This window comes from Zunongwangia sp. HGR-M22 (assembly GCF_027594425.1).
Classification (GTDB): domain Bacteria; phylum Bacteroidota; class Bacteroidia; order Flavobacteriales; family Flavobacteriaceae; genus Zunongwangia.
Genome location: NZ_CP115159.1, coordinates 3,704,049 through 3,723,613 on the forward strand (window position 1 = coordinate 3,704,049; position 19,565 = coordinate 3,723,613).

Below are 19,565 nucleotides of genomic sequence, written 5' to 3' on the forward strand. Positions count from 1 at the left end.
TTATTAGTTTTAAAACTAAAGTTCTTAAAAAACTTCGAAAACTATCTTTAACAGCTTGTTAATTAAGACAATTATACGTTTTGTGTTAAATTAATACCAAATTTCGTCACTTTCTTATTGTAACAAAATTGTATCTTTCCACACTAACGCATAGCATAACTATAAACCATACACAATGATTAACAAATTAAAGCTGGTCACAGGTGCTTTATTATTAGGATCTGTTGGCTTTGCCCAGGAAGTTGAGTATACAGAATATGATCTCGATAATGGGCTTCATGTTATTTTACATCAGGATAATTCAGCTCCTGTAGTTACAACTGCTGTAATGTATCACGTAGGTGGTAAAGATCGAGAAGAAGGTAGAACCGGTTTTGCCCATTTTTTCGAACACTTATTATTTGAAGGAACAGAAAATATTGAAAAAGGAAAATGGTTTGAAATCGTTAGTTCTCATGGCGGAGATAACAATGCAAACACTTCAAACGATCGTACTTATTATTACGAAACCTTCCCATCTAATAATCTAGAATTAGGACTATGGATGGAATCTGAGCGAATGATGCATCCAATTATTAAACAAGAAGGGGTAGATACTCAAAATGAAGTGGTAAAAGAAGAACGTAGAATGCGAATGGATAATTCTCCTTATGGAAACATTCTTCCTGCAGTGCAGAAGAACATGTTCAAAAAACATCCATATAAAGACCCTAATATAGGCTATATGGAAGATTTGGATGCCGCAACATTACAGGAGTTTAAAGATTATTTCGATAAATATTACGTTCCTAATAATGCTGTACTGGTTGTTGCTGGAGATATCGATATTAAAGAAACCAAGGGAATGATCAAAGATTATTTCGGCCCAATCGAGGCTGGCGAAGAAGTAACTAGAGATTACCCTAAAGAAGATCCTATTACTAAAGAAATTCATGGCGAATTTTATGATGCCAATATTCAGATCCCAATGGCAATCACCGGCTATAGAACACCTGAATTTGGCAATAAAGATTCTTATGTTTTAAATATGATCTCTACCTATTTAAGTGATGGAAAAAGTTCAAAACTTTACAAAAAGTTAGTAGACGAACAGAATATTGCTTTACAGGTTGGCGCTTTTAACCTTGAACAGGAAGACTACGGAATTTATCTTGTATACTCCTTACCACAAGGCGAAACAAGTATTGAAAAACTAAATGAAGAAATCGAAGAGGAAATTACAAAACTTAGAAATGAATTAATTTCTGAGAGTGATTTCGAAAAACTTCAGAATAAAGCTGAAAATGATTTTGTTAATTCAAACTCTAGTATCGCTGGCGTAGCTAATTCCTTAGCTCGCAACTACCTTCTTTACAAAGACACCAGTCTAATCAATGAAGAAATAGATATTTATCGTAACATCACCAGAGAAGACATTAAAGAAGTTGCTAATAAATATCTTAAGCCAAATCAAAGAGTAATCATTGATTACCTACCGGAAGAAAAGGAAGCGGAATAATACCAAATTAGACAAAAATGAAAAAAAATATAATAGCAGTATCAATATTTCTTTTGGGCGCAATAGGGCTTAACGCTCAGATTGATCGAAGTACCATGCCTGAACCTGGACCGGCACCAAAAGTAAAAGTAGAAGAACCAGAAACTTTTAAGTTAAACAACGGCCTAACCGTAATGCTGGTAGAAAACCATAAATTACCACGAGTAGCTATGTCGCTTAGATTCGACAACCCTCCGCATTCAGAAGGTAAGAAAGCCGGAGTAAGCGGCTTAATGGGAGAGTTATTAGGACAGGGAACTACCAATATGCCTAAAGATGAATTTAATGAAAGGGTAGACTACCTAGGTGCCAGATTGAATATTTCTTCAGGAGGAGCTTCTGCAAATACGCTTTCAAAGTATTTCCCAGAAATCCTTGGTTTGATGGCAGATGGGGTAATTAACCCAAAATTCACCGAAGAAGAATTCGATAAATCTATCGCTCGTACTAAAGACTATTTAAAAAGTAACGAGAAAGATGTTTCTTACAATGCAGGCAGAGTAAGATCTGCTTTAGCTTATGGGAAAGACCATCCTTACGGGGAATTTGAAACTCAGGAAACTATAGACAATATAAGTCTTACTGATGTAGAGAATTATTATAAAACCTGGTTTTCTCCTGCAAATGCTTACTTGGTAATAGTAGGTGATGTAGAAAAGAAAGAAGTAAAGAAACTTGTGAAGAAGGAATTTTCTAATTGGAAAAAGACTTCATTACCCGAAATTAACATTCCTGAAGTTAAAAATGTAGATAAAACTGAAATTAACTTTGTAGACATGCCAAATGCAATACAAAGTGAAATTGCTTTAGTAAATACAATTAACCTTCAGAAAAAACAGGAAGATTATTTTCCTGTAATGGTAGCCAATAAAATCTTAGGTGGAGGAGGCGAAGCTCGTTTATTCTTAAACCTTAGAGAAGATAAAGGATATACCTACGGCGCCTATTCGAGAACTGGTAATGACAAATATGTTGCAACTTTCGTAGCAAGTGCAAGTGTTCGTAACGAAGTAACCGATAGTTCAGTTGTAGCGTTTTTAGATGAAATCTACAGAATAAGAAATGAAAAGGTTTCTGAATCTGAATTAGCTAATGCTAAAGCGAAACTTACAGGGGATTTTGTGCTTAGTTTAGAGCAGCCCTCTACTATCGCTAGTTTTGCAATGGAGGTTGAAACTGAAGATTTAGACGAAGATTTCTACAAAGAATATTTAGAAAACATCGATAAGGTTACCTTAGAAGACGTTCAAAGAGTTGCTAAAAAATATTTCCTTGCCGATCAATCACGAATTGTAATTGCAGGAAAAGGAAACGAAGTAGCTGAAAATCTTGAAAAGATGCAATATAAGGGAAAAACTTTCCCAGTTAAATATTACAACAAATATGGTGAAGAGATTGAAAAACCAGACTACAACAAAGCTTTAGACCCTTCGGTTACTGTAGAGAAAGTATATTCAGATTATATTGAAGCCATTGGAGGCGCAGAAGCTGCCAAAGCCATAAACACTATAGCTTTTACTGCCACTACGTCTATACAGGGACAAGAATTAAGTTTAGAACAACGTAAAAGCAGCGCCGGTAAATTCTCTCAAACTGTTAGCGTTTCTGGTAATGTGATGCAAAAACAGGTTTACAATGGAGAAACTGGATATATGATGGTACAAGGACAAAAAATGGATATGAGCCAGGATCAAATTGATGCTGTAGCCATTGAAGCTAACACATTCCCAGAACTTAGCATAAGCGAAAATGCGAAAGTTACCGGTATCGAAGATGTTGAAGGCAGCGATGCTTATGCGGTAAAAGTAAACGAAAGCACTACCAATTATTATGATGTGGAAAGCGGACTTAAAGTGAAAACACTTACGACTATTTCACAAATGGGACAAACAATGAGTATCCCAACAATTTATAGTGATTACCAAGAAGTAGAAGGCGTAAAAATGCCTTTCACTATTTCTCAGAGTATGGGACCACAGTCTTTCGATCTTAAAGTTAAGGAGTATAAAATTAATGAAGGAGTACAAGATTCAGATTTTGAATAATCTTCTTTTTAGTTAATGTTAGATAAAGCCGGCTTTTTAAGTCGGCTTTTTTATTGAACTAACTTCTTTTTTCTTCTTATTGAAATTGCTTTTGCACGGTTAACAATCAAAACACCAATGATTACAAGCATTGCAAAGAATAACTGATTCAAACTAAAAACCTCATCATCCAAAATCCCCCAAGCCAAAGCAACAATCGGCATCGTATAAGTTACTGAACTGGTGAAAACGGGATTTGTAATTTGCACTAGTCTATTGAATAAGATCATCGCAACACCAGTCCCCAAAACTCCCAAAATTGCAATAAATCCTATCGATTTCTGCAATTCAATATTCGATAAATTTTCAGTAAAAAATCCAGACCACACCAAAATGGAGAACGCAGGAATCAATAAAACGGCAAAACAACCAGAAGTTACTGCCACAGCAGGAATATCACTTAAATATTTTTTTAAGAGATTTACGTTTATGCCATAACAAATCGCGGCTAAAATGCCCAATATTGAATATAAATAATTCTCACTTCCATTAAAATTTGCGTTACTAAAAATTAAACCCGCAGTACCTATTAAACCAACCACAACACCAATCCCTTTATTACTATCCAATCTATCCTGAAAGAACATAACACCCAGGATAAGCGTCATTAAAGGCGTAACCGCATTCAGGATCGAAGCGATCCCGCTGCTTATTTTTGTTTCAGCAAAAGCAAAAAGAAAAATTGGGAAGAATGATCCCACAAAACCAGAGACAATGATCCACTTCCATTGCGAAGTTTTAAGCTTAATAATTTTTCGAAAACCTACAAGAATTAAAAATAAAGCGGCGAAAATAATCCGAAATGCACCAACCTGAAGCGGAGAGAGACCTACCAGTCCTTTCTTGATAAGAATGAAAGAACTGCCCCAAATTAAGGATAATATAAAAAGGTATATCCATTTTTTGTTTCCTGCCGCCATAGCTCTAAAATTTGCGGCAAAAATCATCATTCTATGTTAGAATCGAAATTGAAAAGAAAAAAATTATTGCCATCTAATTGTTTCCATTAAATACCGCATATCCTTCATAATATAGCTAGCTGCAGGATAAATAGAGTCGTAATTAGGCTGCGTATTGAAATAAACCGAACCTGTTAAAAAATGGCTCGTACTATCGGTAATATAAAATTGTGCCTGTGAGGCAGCATCACCCTGAAGTTCATAAAACATACCATAAGCTTTATGGATATCGTTAGTATAAATATCACCTTCTATGGCTTCTGCTTTTATGGTATGCTCTAAAGGCAATTTTTGTGCATCCCTTAATAATGAATCTAGATTATTATTTACCGATTGATAAGTGATAAATACAGAACCGTTTAAAGAAGGGTAATCCAGATTGATCCAGCATGGTCGCCTATTTTTAGAAGGTGCGATTTCAGCTATTTGATTTATTTCAAATGTGTAAGGACAATTAATGTTTATTGGTTGATACTCTGCCCTAGGATATTCTAAAGCTAACATTGCTTTAGGTTTCGGCTGGACTTCATTTCCGCAGGAAACCATAAAACAGAATACTATAAAAACTACCAAATAACTTAAATACCTCATACAGGCAAAATCGTCAATTTAATTTGTTTGATCCTTCTATCGTCTACAGCTTCAACTTTAAAATTATAATTGCCAAAGTTGATAATTTCGTTTTTGTGAGGAAAGTCTCCAGAAATTTCAAGTAAAAATCCGGCTAGTGTTTCAGATTCTCCCTTATTGTCTTCAAATAAAGAAGGCTCTTCCAACTTGATAATTTTATAGAAATCCTTCAATGGAGTACGACCTTCAAAAACATAATTAAATTCGTCTAGTTTCGAATAGATTAGATCCTCATCATCAAATTCATCACTTATATCTCCAACAATCTCTTCAATTATATCTTCTAAACTAATTAGTCCGCTTGTACCACCATATTCATCCACGACAATTGCAAGGTGATTTTTCTTTTCCTTAAATTCGTTTAAAAGATCATCTAATTTTTTATTCTCCGGAATAAAATAAGGTTCTCTTAAAAGAGACGTCCATTCGAAATCTTTCGTATTTAGATAAGGTAATAAGTCTTTACTATATAAAATACCTGTTACATTATCGATATTCTCCTTGTAAACCGGAATTCTAGAATATCCATTTTCGATAAGTGCAGGGATAATTTCAGCATAGGTATCTTCGTCGCTCAACGCAAAGATATCCATCCTAGGGCGCATCACTTGTTTGGTATCTGTATTCCCAAAAGACACAATACCTTTTAGAATTTTCTGTTCTTCTTTAGTTGTATCTTCTTCACTAGTTAGCTCTAATGCCTGCGAAAGATGGTCTATACTAATAAAAGGACGTTGTTTACCTAATTTTTCGTGTAAAAAAAGAGTAACGGCGCGCATTGGTGTACTTAGCGGAGAAAATAAAGTATCTAAAATATTGACCGGCTGCGCCATAAAATTTGAAAACTGAACATTATTACGACTAGCATAGACTTTTGGTAAGATCTCACCAAAAAGCAAGATGAGGAAAGTAACAATGCCAATTTCAAAAATCAACTTAAAGTTTAAACCAAAAATAACAAAATCGAGCCCGCCAAATAATTGGTCTGAAACAGAATCAAATAACAAAACAATAGCGATATTGATGAAGTTATTGGCTACCAGTATGGTTGCTAAAAGCTTCTTTGGTTTTTCTAGGAGCTTTATTACAATTTCCTGAGATTTTGTTCTCTTACTCCCATCCTCTGTCATAAAGTCTGCAGGAGTTAGCGAAAAGAAAGCTACCTCTGCACCAGATATCATGGCAGAGCATAGCAATAGCAGTAATAAAAATATAAGGCTTATTACCTGGGTGTAATCAAACGCGGCCCATAAAATTATACTGGGGGGTTCTGGATCCAAATGCAATAAATTTAATTAAACTTAAAATGGTAAATCATCTTCTTCCTCATCGTTACCATTAAATGGTTGACTGGCAAAATTAGTATTATCGCCCGAATAACCCGAATTACTGTTTGCCGTATTATTTGGCTTTGTTCCCTGGTTACCCGCATTGTTTTGTGGTGAAGGATTACCACCATTACTTTCTCCTTTAGGAGTTAAAAAAGTAAACTCGGTGCATTGTACTTCAGTAGAGTAGCGTTCCATCCCTTTATCATCGGTCCATTTACGCGTTTTAATTCTACCTTCAATATAAACCTTGTCCCCTTTTTTAAGGTATTTCTCACAAACTTCAGCCGCTTTATTACGCACAACAACATTATGCCACTCGGTATTATTTACACGTTCGCCGCTGGTTCTATTGGTGTAAACCTCATTAGTTGCAAGCGGAAAACGGCCAATCGAGCCACCGCCTTCAAAATAATGCATCTTTACATCATCTCCGGTATGTCCTATAAGCATTACTTTATTTAGCGTCCCTGTCATAAAATATTGTGTTAGATTTATTTAAAGTTATCTTTCTAATTTAATGAAAAAATCAATCCGATTAAAATCGGAATACAGTTAAATTGAAAAACAGCAAAATTACATGTTTTCTATGTCAATTTCATTAAGAAAATTCTGAATTAACACCGGCACTGGATATTCTTTCACTTTTTCTGTAGAAATGCCGTCTTCAGGCAAGTTTTCTGCTTCAACAAACCAAAAACGGGCAAAAATATGCTGATGCGATAATTTATGCACAATCGCCTGATCGTTATAGAGACTAACAGCCACATTTTTTGCTTGTGTTAATTGCTGAAATTCGATATTATTTTCAATAACTTCTGCTTCCTGAATATCAGTTTTGGTTTCAATTAAAGGAAACTCATACAAACCATGCCATATTCCTTTTCCTTTTCTTTGCTGAAGTAAGGTTCTATTCTCTTCCGAAGAAAAAACCAGATAATTAAAATATCGATTTTTGATTTTTCCTTTCTTAATTTTAATCGGCAAATCACCAATCTTGTTTTCTTTTAAGGCCAAACAGCTTATATTAAAAGGACAAGTATTACAAAGCGGATTTTTAGGTTTGCACTGCAAAGCACCAAACTCCATCAAAGCTTGATTAAATGCGGAAGGATTTTCTTGATCTAATAACTCTGTCGCTAAGGCTTTAAACTCTTTCACACCTTCTGTACTATTAATAGGAGTGTCTATATTAAAATAACGAGAAAGTACACGGTAAACATTTCCATCTACAACGGCTACAGGCTCTTTATAACTTATAGATGCTATTGCACTAGCGGTATAATCGCCTACTCCTTTTAATTTTAGCAATCCCTTATAATCCTTTGGAAAAACCCCATCAAGCTCATAAGCCACATGTTTTGCTGTGGCATGAAGATTTCTAGCCCTAGAATAGTATCCTAATCCCTGCCATAGCTTCATCACTTTATCCTGAGGAGCATCAGCAAGATCAAAAACGCTAGGAAACTCGTCTACAAATTTCATATAATAAGGTAATCCTTGCTCTATTCTTGTTTGCTGAAGCATAATTTCGCTTAGCCAAATGTTGTAAGGATCACTGGTTTTTCGCCAAGGCAAATCACGCTTAGATTTTAAGTACCAGTTAATCAAAGTTTTAGAAAAATTCATAATTTAAAATCTCTTATCGCAATATAAATTGTTTATTCCGTTATTATTTAATGATTTAGGTTTGAAATATTGAATATATAATTCTTATATTTGCCCCCTTGAAAATTAAGAACCCCAATTTATAAATATTAAATAGCACGAAAATGACGAAAGCAGATATCGTAGCGAATATTTCGGAGAAATTAGGAATGGAGAAAGGTGATGTACAAGCTACAATTGAAACCTTTATGGAAGAGGTAAAATCTTCTTTAGAAAGTGGAGACAATGTTTATCTAAGAGGTTTTGGAAGCTTTGTTGTAAAAACAAGAGCAGAAAAAACTGGAAGAAACATTTCTAAAAACACAACTATTAAAATACCTGCTCATAACATTCCGGCATTTAAACCAGCGAAGATTTTCGTGGAGGGAGTTAAGAGTAATGTAGATGTAAAATAAGCTATCCAGAAGTAAGAAGCTGGAATAATGAAATAAATTTATTAATTAAAACGTAACACTATGCCAAGTGGTAAAAAAAGAAAAAGACATAAGGTAGCTACGCACAAGCGTAAAAAAAGAAGAAGAGCTAACCGCCACAAGAAAAAGTAGTTTTCATACTACTTTTTTTATTTAAAAGATTTTGCTTTAACAGCAACGTTCTTTGACATCGAGATTTTGAATTAAAGCAAGGTATTAAATTACTATGCTGGTATATTTATAAATCTCTTCAGGCTTCAAACACCTGTGATAAAATAATGTTTAATCCATCCCGAGAATTTTCGGGCTTAAAAATCTAATAGAGTGGACAAAGAATTAATTATACGGTCCGAATCCTCTGCTGTAGATTTTGCCTTATTAAAAGATGGAAAACTTGTTGAACTGAACAAGGATGAAGACGACAATAATTTTAATGTTGGCGATATAATGATTGCTAAGATTAGAAAGGCTGTCCCCGGGTTAAATGCCGCATTTGTTAACGTTGGTTATACTAAAGATGGTTTTTTACACTATCATGATCTGGGCCCTCAGGTTTCATCCTTGCTTAAGTTTATAAAACGTGTAAGCACAGGTAAATTAAAAGACTATTCTTTAAAGAATTTTACTTTTGAAAAAGAAATAGACAAAAACGGAGTTATCTCTGATGTCTTAAAATCAAATCAGTCGTTACTGGTTCAAATTGTAAAAGAACCTATATCTACCAAAGGGCCTCGTATAAGTAGCGAGTTATCCCTACCAGGAAGATATATCGTTCTTGTTCCTTTTTCTAATAGAATTTCAGTTTCTCAAAAAATTGAAAGTAAGGAAGAAAAAGATCGATTAAAACGCCTTGTTAAAAGCATAAAACCTAAAGGTTTTGGCGTTATCGTAAGAACCGTAGCCGAAGGCAAAAAAGTAGCAGAGCTGGACAAAGACCTTCAAAATTTGATGGGTCGATGGACAGCGATGTGTAAAAAATTGTATAAGCCTCATTATCCATCAAAAGTTTTGGGAGAATTAAATCGGGCATCATCTCTTTTAAGAGATGTGTTCAATGATACATTCACCTCTATTACTGTAGATGACGAGACGCTTTACACACAAATTAAGGACTATGTGAGCGAAATTGCTCCTAGCAAAGAATCAATTGTAAAATTACATCAGTCCAATGTTCCAATTTTTGAAAAGTATGGTATCGAAAGACAAATAAAAACCTCTTTTGGACGCACTGTATCCATAAGTAAGGGCGCCTACCTGGTTATAGAACATACAGAAGCTATGCATGTTATAGATGTGAATAGCGGGAATCGTTCTAACAAATCCAAAAACCAAGAAGATACCGCACTAGAGGTAAATCTAATAAGCGCTACAGAAATTGCTCGCCAATTAAGACTTCGCGATATGGGCGGCATTATAGTAGTCGATTTTATTGATATGAATAAAGCTGAAAATCGCAAAGCATTATTCGATCACCTTAAAAACGAAATGAGCGACGATCGTGCTAAGCACAAGATCCTCCCTCCTAGTAAATTTGGACTAATACAAATTACAAGACAACGCGTAAGGCCAGAAATGAATATTAAGACCCGAGAGGAGAATCCTAATGGCGATGGTGAGGTTGAGGCACCAATTATCTTAATACAAAAAATCAAAGCCGATATAGAGCGACTTCTTAAGAAGAATCATAAGAAAATAACGCTTACTGCGCATCCATTTATTGCAGCTTTTCTAACGAAAGGCTTTCCATCTCCCAGATCTAAATGGTTTCTAGACCATAAACGCTGGGTTAAAATTATACCTAGAGACGCTTACACGTATTTAGAGTATCATTTCCACGATCAAGAAGGAAAAGTTATTCGATAAAACTAAAACGCCTAACAAAATTTTTGTTAGGCGTTTTTTTATACTCCAAATTTAAATAATATAACCACTCACAATTGGCAAAAAGCTAAGAAAGCTTTCTTATCTATTTAACTATACTGGTTTGGTTTATAGGATACATTTAACCTATAACAACCTAATTATTAAAAAGATGAAAGATTTAAAGGAATTATTCGAACACCAGTTGAAAGACTTATATAGTGCTGAATCGCAACTTCTAAAAGCATTACCTAAAATGGTAAAAGCAGCAAATAATGACGCTCTAAAAAAAGCATTTGAGGGTCACCTAGAAGAAACTAAAGAGCATAAAGAACGCTTATCTGAAATTTGTAAAGAGCTAGGCATTAAACCTACTGGCGAAACCTGCAAAGCGATGAAGGGACTTATCGAAGAAGCTGAGGATTTCTTAAAAGAAAAGACTTCTGAAGAGGTTAGCGATGCCGGTATCATTGCAGATGCGCAACGCATTGAGCATTATGAGATTTCGGGATACGGGACGGTTGTTCGCTACGCTAAAGAATTAGGCTATAAAGAACTTGCTACAAAACTTCAAAAAACACTTGATGAAGAATATGCCGCAGACAACAAATTAGATAAACTAGCTGAAAAAAGATTGAATAAAAAAGCTATGGCCTAATCCATAAATAATATGTTAAGAAACCGTCGCTATGACGGTTTTTTTATTTCAATCGCACCGCAAAAGATTTAGCTTTGCAACATGAAACAAGCTGCACATAAAACGTATACACTAAAAGAGGCTACCGTTAAGCTAATGCAATATTGTGCCTACAGAGATAGAACTCATAAAGAAGTTGAAGAAAAGCTTAAGAGCATGAATATGATTCCCGAAGCCCAGGAACAAATTATTATGGAACTTATGCGGGAAAATTTTCTGAATGAAGAGCGATTCGCAAAAAACTTTGCCAGGGGTAAATTCAGAATTAAAAAATGGGGCAAAAAAAGAATTACTAATGAGCTGAATCAAAAAGGAATTTCAGCTAGAAATATTCAAACCGGACTTAAAGAAATTTCAGAAACCGACTATCTCGCTACTTTCCATGAAATTTCAGAAAAGAAATGGGAAACCATCAAGGAAACTTCAGTAATTAAAAAGAAAAAAAAACTTGTCGATTACTTGCAATATCGAGGTTGGGAAAGCCACCTTGTCTTTGATAAAGCTAACCAATTATCTAAGCTGAACGATTAAACACCGCCTTAAAAAGCCTATTAAAAGACATAGATATAAATAAGGCAATTAAGCACCCTAACAACACACAGCCAGCTCGTTGCAAACCTACCAGCCAAGCCGTATCGGCTTTATCCTCATTTATAATAACAATAATTACTGCTGCCAAGGCAGATCTAATAGTGGGTTCTATTTTTAAAAATATTCCTAGAATAACGGTAAAAGCAACCCCAAGACAAAACATCACAACACTTGGAATTGGTAAAAAATAGACCGCTAAGCCAACAAAAGAACCCAGAAAATTAGACTTAATTCTATTAAGCGCCAGTTCACGATCATTCTCCTGAGAGAACACCAATAAACAAGAAATGATACTCCAGTAAAAAGGATATTGGGGAAAAGCATCAAACAATGCATAGCAGACAATCGTACCAATTATACATTTAAGAAGATAGATCCCTTCAGAAGATGAGATTTTATAATTAAGGGGTGGTTTCAAACCGAATTGTTTTGCAATTCAAAGTTAACAAACCTTAATCTACAGGGCTAAACTTATGCCAATAATTATTCCAATAACTAATTAATTAAGCATACTTATTAGTCTTCTTAACTGCTACTCGATTTTTGTAATCAATCCATTTTTGACCTCTTAACTTACGCATAAGATTATCAAAATTGCGCATCACGACCAGATTATAAATAGCTTTAGAAAAATTGGTAACGGTACGCGGTGTAGCTCTTAAACTCATCGAAAAACCAGCGGTAAGATAAGTCATCTGGTGCCAGTAGCCTTCAGGCATATAAAGTGCTTCGCCATGATTAAGCTCCGTAACATAGCCTTTTGCTTTTTTCAGAGCAGGAAAATTATTAAAATCTGGATTGGTAAAATCGATATCTTCTCTTGAAATTAAAGCATGCGGAACTTTGTAAAGATATTTACTTTCTGAAGGTGGATAAAGAATACATTGTTTTTTACCATGAAATTGGAAATGAAGGATATTTGCAAAATCAATATCATAATGCATAAACACTTTAGAATTCTCACCTCCAAAAAAAAGCATGGGTAATTGCTTTATCATTCGCAAACCGATGTTCGGAAATTTAAAATCTTTTTGCAGCGCTGGCACCTCCTTCATTAAGTGATAAAGAAAAATCCTGTAATCTGTAGGTTCAGATTTTAGAAGATCGATATAATCTGACATTTTCATTTCGGCATGCGGCTCGTTGAATTTAAACTCTGAAGTTATTGGGCGATCATCGTACAAAGGAACGACCTTTTCTCCCGCAACATCTTTAATATAATCCAAACTCCATTTTTCGAAAGCCGGCCAATCTTCAATCAAATTCTCTATTACAACTGGCTTTTGTGGCTTCACATATTGCTTTACAAAATCCTCTTTAGAAATCCTTTTTACTCTTGGAATTTCTGCCAACTGCAAACCTCCATTCTTCATTATTCGATATTAGCTTTTTTATGAGTATTCTTTATTGCTCTTTGATTTTTATAATCAATCCAATCCTGCCCTTTTATTTTACGCATTAGATTATCGTAATTCCGCATAAATAAAAGATTATTTAGCACCTCTAAAACTTTACCGGGCGATCTAGGAAAAGATCTTAAGGTAATCGACAAACTTGCTGTTTCATATTTTATAAAATGCCACCATTTGCTTGGCATAAATAAACCTTCACCATGTCCCAGATTAGCTTCAAAACCCTTTGCTTTAGCAAGTGCAGGATAGGTTTTAAAATCTGGATTATCCATATTAATAATTTCCATACTTACAATAGAGTGTGGAACTTTATACAGATACCGTGTTTGATCTGGCGGATACAACAATACGCGTTTCTTACCAGAAAAATTAAAATGAAAGTTATTCGCAAGATCCATATCGTAATGCATCACAACGCTAGAGCCTTCCCCGCCCACAAATAGAACAGGTAATTTTTTAAAGAACTTCACTCCAAGATCTGGATATTCGATATCATTTAAAAGTTCAGGTGAATTTTGCAAAAGATTAAAAAAAAACATTCTTAAATCTGAAGGTCCTTTTTCAAGAATATCAAAATACTCTTTAATGGACAGTTTCATGGCAGCGCCATGCGAGTTTTGCCTACCTTTTGCCGGAGTGCTATCGTAAAGTGGCACTACAACATCACCGGCTTTCTGCCTAAAGTAATCGAAATTCCAGTTTTGATATGCTGGCCAGTTTTTAGCCAGATCTTCAAAAATTACCGGTCGTTGCGGAATAAAATATTCCTGCTGAAATTCCTCTTTTGAAATTCCTTTTACTCGTGGTACTTTCTGAAGATCCAACTGCATAACTCTATTTAAGCTTTGGCCTTAGCTTTTTGTTTTTCTTCTGTTACTTTGTTTCGCTCTATAGTATGCCCTGGTCTGGACCATTTTGGCTTTTCATTCAGCGAATTATATTTAGATGCTGCTGCCTCTACCGTTTCTGGTTTCGATTTTTTAGTGAATGGTTTTTGCGGATTTAAACCTAAAGCCTTAAACATTTGCATGTCCTCACTAACATCTGGATTTGGCGTGGTTAACAACTTGTCACCTGCAAAAATTGAATTTGCACCAGCAAAGAAACACATCGCCTGCCCTTCTCTACTCATTTGTGTACGCCCGGCAGATAATCTTACCTGAGTTTCTGGCATTACAATTCTGGTTGTAGCAACCATTCTTACCATTTCCCAAATAGAAACCGGCGCCTGCTCTTCCATTGGCGTTCCTTCTACAGGCACTAAAGCATTAATAGGCACAGATTCTGGCTGCGGATTTAAAGTTGAAAGTGCCACTAACATCCCGGCACGATCTTCCTCTTTTTCTCCCATTCCAATAATTCCGCCGCTACAAACCGTAACATTGGTTTTTCTAACATTGTCGATAGTCTCTAAACGATCATCGAAACCACGAGTAGAAATTACTTCTTTATAATATTCTTCAGAGGTATCTAAATTATGATTGTAGGCGTACAACCCTGCTTCAGCTAAACGCTGCGCCTGGTTTTCAGTAAGCATACCTAACGTACAGCAAACTTCCATATCAAGTTTGTTAATGGTACGCACCATTTCTAAAACATTATCAAACTCTGGACCGTCTTTTACATTCCTCCAGGCTGCTCCCATACAAACACGTGAACTACCGGCAGATTTTGCACGTAATGCCTGCGCTTTTACATGATTTACACTCATAAGATCATTACCTTCAATATCGGTATGGTAACGAGCTGCCTGTGGGCAATAGCCACAATCTTCTGGGCATCCGCCTGTTTTTATAGAAAGCAAAGTAGAAACCTGTACAGTATTAGGATCATGATGTTTTCTATGAACCGTAGCTGCTTCGTAAAGCAGTTCCATCAATGGTTTATTGTAAATCTCTAAAATTTCTTCTTTGGTCCAGTTATGTCTTGTCGCCATGAAAATAGATTTATTCAAAAATAATCAAAACTTCGCTAAAAGAACAGCGAGGATTTTTCGCTCATTAGAGCTAAAAAATATTAAATATTATTAATTAAAATAGAAACGGCATTACCGCCAAAACCAACTGCGTTTACCAGAATATTCTGTAATCGTGCAGGTTTTTTACTAATATCGGAAAAAGGAACCGAAATAAACTCCTGATGTTTTAGCATTAACATTGCCAATTCCAGGTTCAGGATTCCCGATGTTGCAAACGTATGCCCAATTTTCCACTTATTGGAAGTCATTGCCGGTAAATTTTCACCAAAAACAGCTTTTATCGCGTTTACTTCACCAAGATCGCCTTTTATTGTCCCCGGTGCGTGCATCACAACCACGTCAATTTCAGCAGGATCCAGATCTCCAATGGCCATTTTCATCGAATTTTGCATACATTTCCCGTCTTCAGAAATTGATACACTATGTTTTAATTTTTCTGCGGAATAACCGATTCCGGTAATTTTAGCCAGTGCTTTTTCTGAAGCTGAAGTTTCTAAACACAACAACCCGGCACCTTCGCCTAAAACCATCGAATTTCGGGTTTTATCAAGATTCAATGCCTGGCAAGGATATTCTAGATCTTCTGAAGCATAAGTTTTAATCGCTTTCATCTGGGCAATTGTAAAAGGGGTAAGTGCTGCTTCGCTCGCTCCGGCGATAAATTTATTAGCTAAACCAGATTGAAGCCAAGCAACCGCATTTAAAACCGAATGTAAACCGGTAGAACAAGTGACACTGTGCGAAAAATGAATTCCGTTATTTTCTAAATCCTGGCCAACCCAGGATGAAATATTCCCCAAAGTGGTTGATGGGGAAGCCTGAGTAGACGCCTGCCGATTTTCGATAAATTCAGCATGAAATTTTTCAAACAATCCAGTCGCACCACGAGAACTCCCAATATTGATTCCAATATTTTTTTCATTTTGCCAACCGGCTCTTTTTATCGCTAGCCGCGAAGTATAAATTGCAAATAATACTGAAAGATCTAGCTTACGATAATTTGCAGATTCAGTTCTTAGATTATCTATTTCTGCACGTAATTTTTCTGGCAAAAAAGCAGCAAAAGCTTCCTCTTCTTCAAAATTGTGCTTTTGTATAAAATGATGATTGCTTTTATAAGCCTCCCAAATTTCTTCTTGGTCTTCTCCCAAAGGAGAAACAGAAGCCATGGAAGTGATATAAATTGGATTTTTCATAATTGTAGGGATTTGCTTTTTTTATGTTAAGGAAGAAAAATTTTAGCATGTTACATATTTCTTGATTCCTGATTCTTGTTTCTCTAACCTATATTCTAACAGCAAAGCGATGTAAGCTCCAGCTTCTAACTTAAAATCTTTCAAAAACCCCTTCAATCGTATCGTAAATCTTCTGCATTTCTTCGTCTGAAGTAATAAAAGGGGCCGTAATATAAATGGTGTTTCCTAGAGGACGAAGATAAACGCCGTTTTCCATAAAATAATTAAAAAGCTGATTTCGAATATTTCCGTAGCGCTCCATTTTTATATTCAGATCGAAAGCAAAAATGATCCCCAAATGTCTAATATTGGTCACTTTTGGATGATCTTTAATTTTATCTGCAAAAGCCTGATGTAAATTTTCAATTCGCTTAATATTGCTTTGCATCTCTTCTGAAGTCAGTAATTCTACACCGGCTAAGGCCGCGGTACAAGCTAATGGATTTGCACTATATGTATGCCCATGAAAAAGTCCTTTTGCAATCTCATCAGAATAAAAAGCATCGTAGATCTTTTGCGAACAACTGGTTAAGCCCATTGGCAATAAGCCGGCCGTTAAGGCCTTGGACATACAAACAACATCGGGTTTAGTTTCTATATAATCTGAAGCAAAATACTTCCCGGTTTTCCCGAAGCCCGTCATCACCTCGTCTGCAACACAAACGATATCATTTTCTTTACACACTTTCAGGATTTCATTTAACCCATTGGCATCGTGCATTTTCATGGCTGCTGCTCCCTGAACTAAAGGTTCGTAAATAAAGCCTGCGATATTATTTTCTTGAATCACTTGGTTTAACAGCTCTAAAACTTCCTGATTGTTATTTCCATTTGGAACCGGAATTCGCTTAACGGCAATAAAATGATCCTCGAAAGCGCCATTATAAACCGACAATCCTGAAACCGACATCGCTCCAAAAGTGTCGCCATGAAAACCTTCCTCAAAAGCTAGCATCACTTTGCGATCGTTCCCAAGATTATGATGATACTGCAAAGCCATTTTTATCCCAATCTCAGTCGCTGTAGAACCATTATCGTTAAAGAACATTTTTTGCTGCCCTTTCGGTAAAATTTTCATTAAAGCTTCAGAAAGTTCGACAGCTGGTTTATGTGTAAATCCGCTAAACACCACCTGATCTAAACTCTTCATTTGTGCAGCTACACGGGCTGTAATAAATTCATTACAATGGCCGTAAACGCAGGTATACCATGATGAAATTCCGTCGATATATTCTTTGCCGTTTTCGTCGTAAAGCTTAACGCCTTTCGCTCTTGTAACCCCTAGAGCATCACCAGCAATCTTATGCTGTGTAAGCGGGTGCCATAAGTGTTTTTTATCTCTTTCAGCTAAACTTAAATTCTCTTGCATTCTTTACTTTTTCAGATTCTCACGAAATTTATCTGCGTATTTATTAATCACTTCTGCAGTAAATTCTTCCTCTTCTTCTACCCTTCCAATCACCGGAACACCGCTCATTTTTTGGATAATATCTTCAGTGGTTTTAGTTTCATTTCCGCTATAAATAATTCCGAAGCAATCTAAACCGCGACTACGCAAAGCTTCGATACTTAATAAGGTATGATTAATGCTTCCCAGGTAATGACGGGAAACCAGAATCACTTTATCTTCTGGCTGAATCAAATCGGCAATAGTTTCAGAATCACTTATAGGAACCAGCAAACCGCCAGCGCCTTCTACAACCAGATCATTATCGGTTTCTGGCCGAATTATAGTTTTTGAAGAAACTGCTATTCCATCAATTTCAGCAGCGGCATGCGGACTCATAGGCGTCTTTAATGCAAATGCGTTTTTATGGAATTTGGTCTTTTTATTACTAATTAAACGCTCCACTTTATGCGTATCTGAGTTATCCAGATCGCCCGCCTGGATAGGCTTCCAGTAATCGGCTTCCAAAGCTTCGGTCACAATTGCCGATATCATGGTTTTACCAACTTCAGTATCTATACCGGTGATAAAATAAGATTGCTTCATTTTAAATTAAATTTGTGTCAGGGATGTTTTTAATATATTCACAAGCTTTTTTATTTCTTCTTCGGAATTAAAACTATGCAGACAAAAACGAAGTCGCTCACTACCTTTTGGAACGGTTGGCGAAAGAATGGGTTTTACCAGATATTGATTTTGCTGAAAAATTGATGCTATTTTCTTTACATTCTCGTTCCCTGGAATTATTGCACATTGAATAGCTGATTCACTTTCAACGAAATAAGTGTCGATTTTTGCGATTCTTAACTGCTTTTTAAAAAACTGAATATTTGCTTTTAGCAATTCTATTTCAGTTTCTTTCATTTTTAATCGCTGAAAAACTGAATAAATAGTTGCAATAGCGTGTGGTGGAAGTCCCGTCGTGTAAATAAAACTCCGCGCGAAATTCACTAAATACGACTTTAGTTTTTGGCTACCCAAAACAACTGCGCCGTGGCAACCTATTGCTTTTCCGAAGGTATGAATGCGCGCAAAAACTTTTTCCTGAAGCTGAAGTTCACACACCAATCCCATTCCACTTATTCCTAAAACTCCGGTACTATGAGCCTCATCTACTATTAGAAAATGATTATTCTTTTCGCAAAATTTGGCTAATTCTGACAGAGGAGCCTTATCGCCATCCATAGAAAATATAGCTTCGGTTACGATATAAACAGCTGAATTTTCTGAAAGATTTAATCGTGAAATTTTACGCTGTAAATCTTCAATATTGTTATGCTGAAATTTGTACGCCTTAGCATGATTCAACAAAATACCATCACGAATACTGGCATGAATTAGCTCGTCATAAAAAATAAAATCAGCTTTTTGTGGCACTGAAGAAAAAAAACCAAGGTTGGCATCATACCCAGAATTAAAAATAAGTGCTGCTTCAGCTTGATGAAATTCGGCTAAAAAATTTTCAGTGATTTCGTATAATTTGTGATTCCCGGAAATGAGTCGGCTGCCGGTCGCGCCATTTTGCTTCAGGTTATACTTTTCGCAAAGCTTTTGGGCTTCAGCAAAAATAGATTCGGCATTGGCGAATCCCAGATAATCATTAGAGTAAAAATCGACACCTCCTGCAGCAGTTTTTAATTCTCTAAGCGAATTATCCTGCAATCTTGCATCTAGGCTTTTTTTAAGCTTGGAAGGGAATCTATTCATGCAGGCAAAATTACAAGAT

At 35.8% G+C, this 19,565-nt stretch carries 19 protein-coding genes; 6 read left to right on the plus strand and 13 right to left on the minus strand.

What is annotated here, in order from left to right:
- Window positions 1–175: 175 nt before the first annotated feature.
- Window positions 176–1,498 carry a M16 family metallopeptidase gene (locus tag PBT91_RS16055; RefSeq protein WP_270059471.1) on the plus strand — a complete coding sequence of 441 codons (1,323 nt, stop codon included), beginning with the start codon at window positions 176–178 and terminating at the stop codon, window positions 1,496–1,498.
- A gap of 17 nt (window positions 1,499–1,515) precedes the next feature.
- Window positions 1,516–3,582: a M16 family metallopeptidase gene (locus PBT91_RS16060; protein ID WP_270059472.1), complete on the plus strand. Its 2,067-nt coding sequence runs from the start codon at window positions 1,516–1,518 to the stop codon at window positions 3,580–3,582.
- Window positions 3,583–3,632: 50 nt separating this feature from the next.
- Here the strand turns inward: PBT91_RS16060 and PBT91_RS16065 are convergent, their stop codons facing one another.
- From PBT91_RS16065 to mutY, 5 genes are all read right to left on the minus strand, one after another.
- Complete coding sequence (locus PBT91_RS16065; protein WP_333474201.1) at window positions 3,633–4,571, minus strand: DMT family transporter; 939 nt, start codon at window positions 4,569–4,571, stop codon at window positions 3,633–3,635.
- A gap of 33 nt (window positions 4,572–4,604) precedes the next feature.
- Window positions 4,605–5,171 (minus strand): gliding motility lipoprotein GldD, encoded by a 567-nt coding sequence (gldD, locus tag PBT91_RS16070; protein ID WP_270059473.1) that lies wholly within the window; start codon window positions 5,169–5,171, stop codon window positions 4,605–4,607.
- The gene (locus tag PBT91_RS16075) at window positions 5,168–6,490 is read right to left on the minus strand and encodes a gliding motility-associated protein GldE (RefSeq protein WP_270059474.1); all 1,323 of its coding nucleotides are present in this window, start codon (window positions 6,488–6,490) and stop codon (window positions 5,168–5,170) included. The genes gldD and PBT91_RS16075 overlap by 4 nt, the downstream gene beginning before the upstream one ends.
- Before the next feature lie 21 nt (window positions 6,491–6,511).
- Complete coding sequence (locus tag PBT91_RS16080) at window positions 6,512–7,015, minus strand: single-stranded DNA-binding protein (protein ID WP_270059475.1); 504 nt, start codon at window positions 7,013–7,015, stop codon at window positions 6,512–6,514.
- Window positions 7,016–7,114: 99 nt separating this feature from the next.
- Entirely contained in the window at window positions 7,115–8,167 is a 1,053-nt protein-coding gene (gene mutY / locus PBT91_RS16085; protein ID WP_270059476.1) for an A/G-specific adenine glycosylase, read from the minus strand.
- 143 nt (window positions 8,168–8,310) lie between these two features.
- Between mutY and PBT91_RS16090 the strand changes: the two genes are divergently transcribed.
- From PBT91_RS16090 to PBT91_RS16105, 4 genes are all read left to right on the plus strand, one after another.
- Window positions 8,311–8,601, plus strand: coding sequence for an HU family DNA-binding protein (locus PBT91_RS16090; RefSeq protein ID WP_013073853.1), 291 nt, complete (start codon window positions 8,311–8,313; stop codon window positions 8,599–8,601).
- A 342-nt stretch (window positions 8,602–8,943) separates the two neighbouring features.
- Window positions 8,944–10,482: a ribonuclease E/G gene (locus PBT91_RS16095; protein ID WP_270059477.1), complete on the plus strand. Its 1,539-nt coding sequence runs from the start codon at window positions 8,944–8,946 to the stop codon at window positions 10,480–10,482.
- 169 nt (window positions 10,483–10,651) lie between these two features.
- Window positions 10,652–11,137 (plus strand): YciE/YciF ferroxidase family protein, encoded by a 486-nt coding sequence (locus tag PBT91_RS16100; protein ID WP_270059478.1) that lies wholly within the window; start codon window positions 10,652–10,654, stop codon window positions 11,135–11,137.
- A gap of 81 nt (window positions 11,138–11,218) precedes the next feature.
- Window positions 11,219–11,707 carry a regulatory protein RecX gene (locus tag PBT91_RS16105; protein WP_270059479.1) on the plus strand — a complete coding sequence of 163 codons (489 nt, stop codon included), beginning with the start codon at window positions 11,219–11,221 and terminating at the stop codon, window positions 11,705–11,707.
- Here the strand turns inward: PBT91_RS16105 and PBT91_RS16110 are convergent.
- From PBT91_RS16110 to PBT91_RS16145, 8 genes are all read right to left on the minus strand, one after another.
- The gene (locus PBT91_RS16110; RefSeq protein WP_270059480.1) at window positions 11,691–12,185 is read right to left on the minus strand and encodes an FUSC family protein; all 495 of its coding nucleotides are present in this window, start codon (window positions 12,183–12,185) and stop codon (window positions 11,691–11,693) included. The genes PBT91_RS16105 and PBT91_RS16110 overlap by 17 nt on opposite strands.
- 85 nt (window positions 12,186–12,270) lie before the next feature.
- Window positions 12,271–13,140, minus strand: coding sequence for a cupin-like domain-containing protein (locus PBT91_RS16115; RefSeq protein ID WP_270059481.1), 870 nt, complete (start codon window positions 13,138–13,140; stop codon window positions 12,271–12,273).
- Window positions 13,140–14,009 carry a cupin-like domain-containing protein gene (locus PBT91_RS16120; protein WP_270059482.1) on the minus strand — a complete coding sequence of 290 codons (870 nt, stop codon included), beginning with the start codon at window positions 14,007–14,009 and terminating at the stop codon, window positions 13,140–13,142. Before PBT91_RS16120 ends, PBT91_RS16115 begins: the two co-directional genes overlap by 1 nt.
- Window positions 14,010–14,017: 8 nt before the next feature.
- Window positions 14,018–15,115, minus strand: a complete 1,098-nt coding sequence (gene bioB / locus PBT91_RS16125; protein WP_270059483.1) for a biotin synthase BioB — start codon at window positions 15,113–15,115, stop codon at window positions 14,018–14,020.
- An 80-nt stretch (window positions 15,116–15,195) separates the two neighbouring features.
- Entirely contained in the window at window positions 15,196–16,353 is a 1,158-nt protein-coding gene (locus PBT91_RS16130; protein ID WP_270059484.1) for a beta-ketoacyl synthase N-terminal-like domain-containing protein, read from the minus strand.
- A gap of 130 nt (window positions 16,354–16,483) precedes the next feature.
- Window positions 16,484–17,761 carry an adenosylmethionine--8-amino-7-oxononanoate transaminase gene (gene bioA / locus PBT91_RS16135; RefSeq protein ID WP_270059485.1) on the minus strand — a complete coding sequence of 426 codons (1,278 nt, stop codon included), beginning with the start codon at window positions 17,759–17,761 and terminating at the stop codon, window positions 16,484–16,486.
- A gap of 3 nt (window positions 17,762–17,764) precedes the next feature.
- Complete coding sequence (gene bioD / locus PBT91_RS16140) at window positions 17,765–18,385, minus strand: dethiobiotin synthase (RefSeq protein ID WP_270059486.1); 621 nt, start codon at window positions 18,383–18,385, stop codon at window positions 17,765–17,767.
- A gap of 6 nt (window positions 18,386–18,391) precedes the next feature.
- Window positions 18,392–19,546, minus strand: coding sequence for an aminotransferase class I/II-fold pyridoxal phosphate-dependent enzyme (locus tag PBT91_RS16145; protein ID WP_270059487.1), 1,155 nt, complete (start codon window positions 19,544–19,546; stop codon window positions 18,392–18,394).
- Between the last annotated feature and the right edge of the window lie 19 nt (window positions 19,547–19,565).

Excerpts from the sequence above, each read along its gene's own strand:
- PBT91_RS16055 (WP_270059471.1), top strand. The coding sequence starts at position 176 with ATGATTAACAAATTAAAGCTGGTCACAGGTGCTTTATTATTAGGATCT.
- PBT91_RS16060 (WP_270059472.1), top strand. The coding sequence starts at position 1,516 with ATGAAAAAAAATATAATAGCAGTATCAATATTTCTTTTGGGCGCAATA.
- PBT91_RS16065 (WP_333474201.1), bottom strand. The coding sequence starts at position 4,571 with ATGATGATTTTTGCCGCAAATTTTAGAGCTATGGCGGCAGGAAACAAA.
- gldD (WP_270059473.1), bottom strand. The coding sequence starts at position 5,171 with ATGAGGTATTTAAGTTATTTGGTAGTTTTTATAGTATTCTGTTTTATG.
- PBT91_RS16080 (WP_270059475.1), bottom strand. The coding sequence starts at position 7,015 with ATGACAGGGACGCTAAATAAAGTAATGCTTATAGGACATACCGGAGAT.
- mutY (WP_270059476.1), bottom strand. The coding sequence starts at position 8,167 with ATGAATTTTTCTAAAACTTTGATTAACTGGTACTTAAAATCTAAGCGT.
- PBT91_RS16090 (WP_013073853.1), top strand. The coding sequence starts at position 8,311 with ATGACGAAAGCAGATATCGTAGCGAATATTTCGGAGAAATTAGGAATG.
- PBT91_RS16100 (WP_270059478.1), top strand. The coding sequence starts at position 10,652 with ATGAAAGATTTAAAGGAATTATTCGAACACCAGTTGAAAGACTTATAT.
- PBT91_RS16105 (WP_270059479.1), top strand. The coding sequence starts at position 11,219 with ATGAAACAAGCTGCACATAAAACGTATACACTAAAAGAGGCTACCGTT.
- PBT91_RS16115 (WP_270059481.1), bottom strand. The coding sequence starts at position 13,140 with ATGAAGAATGGAGGTTTGCAGTTGGCAGAAATTCCAAGAGTAAAAAGG.
- PBT91_RS16120 (WP_270059482.1), bottom strand. The coding sequence starts at position 14,009 with ATGCAGTTGGATCTTCAGAAAGTACCACGAGTAAAAGGAATTTCAAAA.
- bioB (WP_270059483.1), bottom strand. The coding sequence starts at position 15,115 with ATGGCGACAAGACATAACTGGACCAAAGAAGAAATTTTAGAGATTTAC.
- PBT91_RS16130 (WP_270059484.1), bottom strand. The coding sequence starts at position 16,353 with ATGAAAAATCCAATTTATATCACTTCCATGGCTTCTGTTTCTCCTTTG.
- bioA (WP_270059485.1), bottom strand. The coding sequence starts at position 17,761 with ATGCAAGAGAATTTAAGTTTAGCTGAAAGAGATAAAAAACACTTATGG.
- bioD (WP_270059486.1), bottom strand. The coding sequence starts at position 18,385 with ATGAAGCAATCTTATTTTATCACCGGTATAGATACTGAAGTTGGTAAA.
- PBT91_RS16145 (WP_270059487.1), bottom strand. The coding sequence starts at position 19,546 with ATGAATAGATTCCCTTCCAAGCTTAAAAAAAGCCTAGATGCAAGATTG.